We start from the raw sequence: 8,059 nt of genomic DNA, 5'->3' as shown, positions 1-8,059 counted from the left end.
AAATCGTCAAAAACAACATGTCAATGAGTGGATAAACGAACGCTATCGACAGCCAAAGTCCTCTGAAGAGCGACTGATTCCGAAAGATTGACTCTTGTGGAACGGCTTCCACTCGAATTTATGAATTAATAGAACATACCTACAATCAATTGCAGAGTCAGTTCTTGAAATCTATGCCGACGTGCGCAATGAATGGCTCATGTACGGACAAGAACCAATGCTTAGAAGTCAACTTGAAAAAGGCGGTTTCGAAGCATTGAATGAAATAATCAGCGAACTTACTGCAACGGTAAAGTCGCAACAGGAAACAATCGCAAAACTCACAAAACAATAATCACATGTCGGAACTCAACGTAAGCAGAAAAAGCATCGAGGAAATATTATCACTCAATACTTCTGGACAAAGCGGAAAATCTTACATTATACCAGAATACCAACGGCCATACAAATGGGATGTTGAGAAATGCGAAACTCTTTGGATAGACATAACTAACTTCTACGATGAGACAAAAGACGGAAAAGACATTGAGTATTTTCTGGGCACAATCGTTACATGCAACGACCCATCAAATCCAAAGGTCATTGATGTGATTGACGGGCAGCAGAGGCTTACAACCATAATGCTAATGCTACGTGCATTCTATTCAAAATTGGAAGAAATGCAAGCCAACAATCCGAACGACAAAGACATTATCGGCCTGATGGCTTCGATAGCTCCTTGCATCTGGAACGTCAATCCGATGTCGAGGGAAGTTACAGATAAGGGCGATATACACATACACTCGCTTGTGGCAACCGACAAGGACAACGAAACATTCCACGAAATACTAAAGACAGGCCGCACAACAGAAAATCAAAAATCAAACTACGCCTGCAACTATGCGTTTTTCGTTCACAAATACAACGAGTATGTCTCAAACGCTCCAATGTACTGGAAAGAACTATGCCTGACAATTATCAAGAAGTGCATTATGCTTCCGATAGAATGCTCAGACTTAGATGCCGCACTAACCATATTCGGAACGCTAAACGACAGAGGAATGGCTCTTGCGGATTCTGACATTTTCAAGGCTGAACTTTACAAGCAACAACACACAAAAGACGAAAAAGAGTTGCTTGCAAAGAAGTGGAAAAACCTCGAAGAGGTTGTTTCCGATGGCGGTTTTTCCATCGATGACCTTTTCAGATACAACTCACACATAATAAGGGGCGAGAAAGGAATAAATTCAAAGGAAATAGGATTGCGCCGTTTCTATGCAGGAAACGACAACAAATATGCTACATTCAGGACAAAAGACTTCTTTGACAAACTATTCGGTATCGCAGAATTTTGGGTTGACTTAAACACAAAAAACAAGGACTTTTCGGAAGAAAGCAGCCGTTACTGCAATACCGAAGCAAAGAAGTGGCTGCATTGTTTAAGCAGTTATCCGAACGAATACTGGAAATACCCAACAAGCGTGTTTTTCAATTATCACAAAAACGACACAGATTTCAAGGAACAACTTGCAAAATTCCTACGACGGCTATTGGCATTTATACTGGCCCGCTTTATAGAATACCCAACAGTGAACGCGATAAAAGACCAAGTGTACGCATTTTGCATTGACATATCAAAGAATGGAGATACAGAGTTCAAATATTCGTTACCATCGGATTTCAGAGAGAAAATTAGCAAGACATCACAATGGAGACTGCAAAGATGTATGATAACCTTAGAAGCATACCTATATAATGACAATCAAACACTTATTGATGACGACTTCCAAATAGAACACATATTCCCACAAAAATGGCAAAATACCAAACCTTGACAAAGATTCTATGGCAGTTAAAACCACAGAGCTATGCAACATTATAGACGGAAACGAACATCTTAACATAAAGAAGGTTGAAAATGGAGCTGACACCTACTATGATTTCGATGCTTCTTTCATTGATTACGACAACACATCTATTCAACAGCTTAAAGACGGAGATATATCATTTTCAAATATCAGCAATGAGTTTCAAGACATTGAGAGTGCAATAAACTTAATACCAAAGACATTCCTACAACGGCATATCAACGTAATAAAACTTATTCTATAACAAATAAATTTCAAACTATAGTTATCATCTTACAAAGATTTTCTATCTTTGCAACCGCGTTGCATAAGGTTCTTTTACTGCAACCCATTACTACTACTTTTTGAAAGGGACGCAAGTCCCTTTCTTTATATTCAGGAACCAATTTGTTACTTTCAAACAACTATACACCAATTAAGTTGTTGCAAATTAAATTATTACAATGATACAATAACATTCTGCATCGGAAAGTAAAAGTGTATTTTCCGAATAAATCACGATTAACAATCTGAATCTTTTTAAAAAGTTGCGATTGTCAACCACTACTTTCACCTCACCTACAGCTCAATGCCGTATAAGTGCATCTTATTATATAAGGTCTTGCGGTCGATTTGAAGCAGTTTGGCCGCCACAGTCTTGTTGCCTCTCGCCTTTTGCAGGGCGGCTTCAATCTGCTGCTTTTCGTTATCGGGACGCAAAGCCCAGTCATCGTCATTTTTTTCTATGTTCTTTATAGTGTGAACGAAAACCGGCAGATCGTCCAATTCGATAGTGTCGCCTTCGGCAAACAGCACGCAACGGCGTATGACATTACGCAATTCACGCAGATTACCGTTCCAAGTCTGCTTTTTCATCTCCGTCAGTGCCTCGTCAGAAATTCCCTTCACTTCTTTCAGCAATTCCTGGTTGGCTTGGTCGATGAAGAAATACACGAACTCTTCCAAATCCTCCATCCTTTCGCGCAAAGGCGGAACCGTGAGCGAAAACTCGTTGATGCGATGGTACAAATCCTGACGGAAGCGGCCTTCCTCAATAGCCTGCTCGATATTCTCATTGGTTGCCGCAATGATACGCACATCCACATTGATGTCGGTTGCCGAGCCAACTGGTCTCACCTTTTGCTCCTGCAAAGCGCGGAGCAGTTGCATCTGAACCTCGTAGGGCAAATTACCGACTTCATCAAGGAAAACGGTGCCACCTTTGGCTTGTTCGAAAACGCCTTTCTTGTCGGCAATGGCTGAAGTGAACGAGCCTTTCAAATGACCGAACAACTCGCTGGGTGCCAGTTCCTTTGAAAGACTTCCACAATCCACAGGAATGAAAGGTTCATCCTTGCGGAGACTGCAATCGTGAATCATGCGGGCGATGTATTCCTTGCCCGTGCCGCTTTCGCCTAAAATCAGGACGGAGAATTTGGTCGGGGCGACAAGTTCCACATGCTTGTAAAGCCGCTGAATGACAGGACTATGTCCCTTCACCATTTCCTTATGTTGCGGCTGATACACTTCCGCAGGTTCGTTGTCAGAAGTAATGGCCGCCTCAATCTTCTCCTGTAACACGCTGGGATTGATAGGCTTTTTCAGATAGTCGAAGGCTCCCATTTTCATGGCCGAAACGGCGGTCTGCACTTCGGCATAGCCCGTCATTACGATGAAAGGCACATGGTTTTTCTGCTTTTCCCTCACCCACGACATCAGAATGATGCCATCGCCGTCAGGAAGACGTAAATCGGTGAGAATCAAATCATAGTGTTTTGATGTGATGGCAATCTTCGCCTGCTCATAACGCGACACCAAGTCGGCATCATAATTGTTTTTCTTCAACCAAGTCTGAATCATCACGCCAAAAGCGGCATCATCTTCAACGATAAGGATTGTGTGTTTCATAGGCGCAAAAATAGTCATTTTCCACAATTCCACAACTATTATTACGGTTAAAACTGAAATTCCACAAAATAATTGTGGAAAACAAAGAAGCCCCGCAGGGATGCGAGGCTTCTTTTGAAAATTGAAAACGAGCAGAAATTTATTTGATGGAAATAATCAAATAATTAGATTGGTTCCAGAAAGCTTCCTTGTTGGTGATGTTAAGCGTTTGAGCGCCATTTTCATCAGCGACCAGTTCGTAACTGTTGGCTGGGTGTTTGGTCAATATGGTTGCTTTCTTGGTATTCAACGGAATGGTTGTGAGTTCGCGTTTGTCAGCCTTAGTGAAATTGCTGTTGTCGAAAGCCTCGCTGACAAGTTCCTTAGCCTGGAAAAGACCGCCCTTGGTCATCAATCCCTTTTCGATGAGGGCCGGCTGTGTGGCAACACAATACCAAACAGTATGCATTGCAGCATCCTGGTTGTTAATCATTTCCTGCTGGGCTGCATTTTGAGCGTTGAGGTTTTCGATGTTTTCGTTCAAACCACTCACCTGTTCGTTGAGTTCGCTGATTTGAACATCTTTCGACTGTAATTCCTCCTTCAACGTATTAATATAGGTGTCTTTTGCATCAAGCTGTTCCTTCAAGCGGTTGATGGTTTCGTTCAAGGCCTTCGATTTGGCACCCTGTGATGAAAGTTGCTTTTCAAGATCAGCAATCTTCTGGTGGTTTTCCTGCAAAGTCTGCTGAATGGCATTGATTTCGGCAACGGCCCTATTGGTGTCGCCTTCCTGGTTTTCCATCATGATGATGCCCTCAGCGGCACGCACTGATTCAAGTGCATTCTCTATTTCATTGATGGTACGCAAAGCCGAATCAAAGTCACCATTGGCAGCGGCTGCAATCACTTGAAGTGAATCTCTTTCGGCCAACAGTGCCTGATACTCTTTAGATTTTTCCACATTCCTACAGGAAGTAGCAAACAGTGCTACAAGTGCTAAAGCGATGATAGATAATTTTCTCATTTTTTTAAATATAAAGTTGCCATTATTAAAGCACATTCCGTGCCTAATCGCAAAACATTTGTTTAACACAATGTATATCAATAATTAAGCAAAAAACTTTATATTATTTCAATTGTAGAAAACTGTGGAATTTCCACTTTCACGCTTGTAGATTGTAGAAATTTGCAACAACAGAAATCAAAGGTGGATAAGGCCTGTGGACTGATGACGCGGCAAAGGAAACAGCGTAACTTCCATATTGGTGCGGATTCTTTGTTGCTGCAAAGTGTGGTAAACGGTCTGCATAGCCAACTCCGGCGTGTTATTGTTTTCGCTTAAATGACAGAGCATTACGTTTTTCAGATCCTTGGCATAGCGTTTGGAAATGTAACGTGATGCCTCCAAATTGCTCAAATGTCCCGTCGAACAGGCAATGCGCTGCTTCAAAATGTAAGTATACGGACCTTTCCACAACATGTTGTCATCGTAATTCGCCTCAATGACAATGGATTCCGACTTGTCGAGATACGATTCCACACAACTGTCAATCACGCCGACATCAGTTGCAAGTGTCAGATTCTTATCATCATAGCGGAAATAATAGCCCAGATTTCCACGGCCATCGTGCATCACGGGGAAAGGCTCGATGTGGATTCCACACATTTCAATCGGCTTCAACGGCTCAATGGCGTGGAAAATTTCAGGATTCATGTTTCGGGTCGCCTTGCCACGCAACACGCCTGCAATGCAATCGGCATGGGCGTAAATCGGAACTTGCAATGCTTCCGCAATCACATCAAGCCCCTTTACATGGTCGATATGGTCATGCGTAAGGAAAATGCACTTTATGCTTTTCTGTTGATAATCAATCTGCTGCAAGGATTTTTTCAAATGTACCAAACTCACTCCTGCATCAACCAGAAAACCCTCATCTTCCACTCCGACGAAAAAACAGTTGCCGCTGCTGCCGCTGGCGAAACTGCAAAAGACAAAAGGCGAAAGACAAGAGAATAAATCCATGGCACAAATGATAGAAGGGCAAAATTAGAAAAAAAGCAAGAAACTCGCCCAAAAGCAGTGAATTTTTATCATTTTTGGACGAGTTTTATTTTGCAAACAAAAGATTTTCATATTTTTGCGCAAAAATAAGTAGCCTTATATCATGGAAAAACTAATTGGAAGAAATAGGTGTGTCTGTTTCACATTCAGGATATCATAAAATCACTGCATTTGGACACGATGCACACCGATTATTATTCGTGGAGAAGCAAAAACAAAACAGATGGCGCACAAATTGACATCGTCATTGACCGAGCCGACAACATTATCAATATCTGCGAAGTAAAATATTCAAAATCAGATTATTTACTCACAAAAAACGAGTACGGGAAAATACAAAGAAGAATCAGCAGTTTTGAAGAAGAAATGAAAGAATCGAAAGGATTACAGACCGTGCTCATCACAACTTTCAATGCCAAGCGCAATAATTATCTTGAAATTTTTCAGCACATAATTTCACTTAATAACTTATACGACAATTAATTAAAAATTAAAAACTCGTCCAAAACCATATAAAATATGACAACTTTGGACGAGTTTCCATCAATTAAAAGATAAAAAAATGGAAAAGACTTTTGACCCCAATGCAGCTGCCGTGGCCGATTCAGGCATTTACGGACTGCCCTGCACCGCCAAAGAAGCGCAAATCATCATCATCCCTGTGGAATGGGAACTGACAACCAGCTATAACCGCGGCACCGTCGACGGTCCAAGCACGATTATGGAAGCCTCGATGCAAGTCGACCTTTGCCACCACGATTATCCCGACCTCTGGCAAAAAGGCATCTGGATGGACGAGTTTCCAAAGGAACTGCGCGAACTGCACGACGAACTGGCTCCTGTGAGTGAGGATATCATCAACGCTCTTTACGAGGGTACAATTGACGATGAACCAGAGAAATACGACAAGATGTACGCCGATATTGAGGCAGCTACAGAGAAGAAAAACGCATGGCTCTGCGAGCGCATCGCCTTCTGGAAAGCGCAAGGCAAAACCGTCGGTCTGCTTGGCGGCGACCACAGCACGCCCCTCGCCTATCACCAATACCTTAACAAACAAGGTGTGGAATACGGCATTCTCCATGCCGATGCCCACTGCGACTTGCGTGAGGCTTTCGAAGGCTTCAAGTATTCGCACGCTTCGATTTTCTACAATACGTTGAAATTCAACAATGTGAAGAAATTAGTGCAAGTCGGCATCCGCGATTACTGCCACCAGGAAAAGGCCTTGGCCGAGAGTCAACCGGAGCGCGTGAAGGTCTTCTTCGACCGCGACAACCGCCGCCGCATGTACGAAGGCGCAACTTGGAAGACCATCGTTGACGAAATGGTGGCCGCCTTACCGCAAAAGACCTACATTTCAATCGACATTGATGCCCTCGACCCGAAACTCTGCCCGAACACCGGCACTCCGGTTCCTGGCGGTTTGGAATATGAAGAACTGATGTATCTGCTCAACCGCATCCGTGAAGCCGGCAAGGAAATCATCGGTTTCGACCTTTGCGAAGTCTCGCCCGGCGATGGCGACTGGGACGGCAATGTCGGCGCCCGCGTCTTGTTCCACCTCTGTGGTGTAGCAGCGAAATGATGAAAGACTGATTCTTTTTCAGCAGCTGGCAGGGCTATTAGCTGTTAGCTTTTAGCCATTAGCTGGCTGCTGAAAAAGTTGGTGGGATTTCTACAAAATTCAAATGGCAATTTGTTTCTAATCTTCTGTTTTTGTTGAAATTGCAATAATTTCTGCAAAATCTACAAAAATTTGAGAAAATTGTTTAATTTTGCAATAGAAATTTAAAATATAACATTGAATGATTTCCATATAGTATAACTTATAATTATTAGTAGTATGATGAATTTCAAAAACAAGGCTTTTACATTTAATCTTAATGATTGGGAAGATGAAAATGAAATCACATTTAGCATTAAACAATTGGTTGATTGGGAGTTTAATGGAATAAACAATCCACATTTCGTGTGTTCATATAGCAATGAAGAAAAGGTCGCTCTGATTGATGCCTTGATAAACGACTTGAACGAATACAAAGATGAAATCGTAAATAATCCAAGTATTATAATGAGCAACTCCAACAATTGCTTTTTGAGAGAATGTGAGCGCAACTTATTCAAGTATGAGTGGCAACCTAGTACTTTGTAATATCTAAATATTGCATAAAACAAAGAATAATCGTATCTTTGCCGCGTCACATACAACACGATACGATTATGCCTATCCAGAAGTACGAGGTAAGTCTGTCTGCAACGGAGCGCAAGCAACTTACCA

The 8,059-nt window shown here is 42.1% G+C and carries 8 protein-coding genes; 5 read left to right on the top strand and 3 right to left on the bottom strand.

Features of this window, described 5'->3' with window-relative positions; all coding sequences use genetic code 11:
* Nucleotides 1-199 precede the first annotated feature (199 nt).
* On the top strand, nucleotides 200-334 hold the full coding sequence (locus AC06MN_RS07470) for a hypothetical protein (RefSeq protein WP_475671734.1): 135 nt from the start codon (nucleotides 200-202) through the stop codon (nucleotides 332-334).
* Nucleotides 335-338: 4 nt separating this feature from the next.
* Entirely contained in the window at nucleotides 339-1,814 is a 1,476-nt protein-coding gene (locus AC06MN_RS07465; protein WP_475671733.1) for a DUF262 domain-containing protein, read from the top strand.
* Between the two features lie 591 nt (nucleotides 1,815-2,405).
* Here the strand turns inward: AC06MN_RS07465 and AC06MN_RS07460 are convergent.
* The 3 genes from AC06MN_RS07460 to AC06MN_RS07450 all read right to left on the bottom strand — a co-directional run bounded on the left by AC06MN_RS07460 (nucleotide 2,406) and on the right by AC06MN_RS07450 (nucleotide 5,739).
* Entirely contained in the window at nucleotides 2,406-3,734 is a 1,329-nt protein-coding gene (locus tag AC06MN_RS07460) for a sigma-54-dependent transcriptional regulator (RefSeq protein ID WP_475671732.1), read from the bottom strand.
* A gap of 139 nt (nucleotides 3,735-3,873) precedes the next feature.
* A complete protein-coding gene (locus AC06MN_RS07455; protein WP_475671731.1) occupies nucleotides 3,874-4,740 on the bottom strand; it encodes a Cbp1 family collagen-binding glycoprotein adhesin in 867 nt (288 codons plus the stop codon).
* Nucleotides 4,741-4,917: 177 nt separating this feature from the next.
* A complete protein-coding gene (locus AC06MN_RS07450) occupies nucleotides 4,918-5,739 on the bottom strand; it encodes an MBL fold metallo-hydrolase (RefSeq protein ID WP_475671730.1) in 822 nt (273 codons plus the stop codon).
* Nucleotides 5,740-5,949: 210 nt separating this feature from the next.
* Between AC06MN_RS07450 and AC06MN_RS07445 the strand changes: the two genes are divergently transcribed.
* The 3 genes from AC06MN_RS07445 (at nucleotide 5,950) to AC06MN_RS07435 (ending at nucleotide 7,933) form a co-directional block, all read left to right on the top strand.
* Complete coding sequence (locus AC06MN_RS07445; protein WP_475671729.1) at nucleotides 5,950-6,261, top strand: hypothetical protein; 312 nt, start codon at nucleotides 5,950-5,952, stop codon at nucleotides 6,259-6,261.
* Nucleotides 6,262-6,340: 79 nt separating this feature from the next.
* On the top strand, nucleotides 6,341-7,366 hold the full coding sequence (locus tag AC06MN_RS07440; protein ID WP_475671728.1) for an arginase family protein: 1,026 nt from the start codon (nucleotides 6,341-6,343) through the stop codon (nucleotides 7,364-7,366).
* 258 nt (nucleotides 7,367-7,624) lie between these two features.
* Nucleotides 7,625-7,933, top strand: coding sequence for a hypothetical protein (locus AC06MN_RS07435; RefSeq protein WP_475671727.1), 309 nt, complete (start codon nucleotides 7,625-7,627; stop codon nucleotides 7,931-7,933).
* Nucleotides 7,934-8,059: the final 126 nt, after the last annotated feature.

The organism is Candidatus Limimorpha sp. (assembly GCF_056203535.1).
This window is presented reverse-complemented; position numbering and strand designations above follow the sequence as displayed.

Coding starts and splice junctions, on each gene's coding strand:
- AC06MN_RS07470 (WP_475671734.1), top strand. CDS start 200: ATGTACGGACAAGAACCAATGCTTAGAAGTCAACTTGAAAAAGGCGGT.
- AC06MN_RS07465 (WP_475671733.1), top strand. CDS start 339: ATGTCGGAACTCAACGTAAGCAGAAAAAGCATCGAGGAAATATTATCA.
- AC06MN_RS07460 (WP_475671732.1), bottom strand. CDS start 3,734: ATGAAACACACAATCCTTATCGTTGAAGATGATGCCGCTTTTGGCGTG.
- AC06MN_RS07455 (WP_475671731.1), bottom strand. CDS start 4,740: ATGAGAAAATTATCTATCATCGCTTTAGCACTTGTAGCACTGTTTGCT.
- AC06MN_RS07450 (WP_475671730.1), bottom strand. CDS start 5,739: ATGGATTTATTCTCTTGTCTTTCGCCTTTTGTCTTTTGCAGTTTCGCC.
- AC06MN_RS07440 (WP_475671728.1), top strand. CDS start 6,341: ATGGAAAAGACTTTTGACCCCAATGCAGCTGCCGTGGCCGATTCAGGC.
- AC06MN_RS07435 (WP_475671727.1), top strand. CDS start 7,625: ATGATGAATTTCAAAAACAAGGCTTTTACATTTAATCTTAATGATTGG.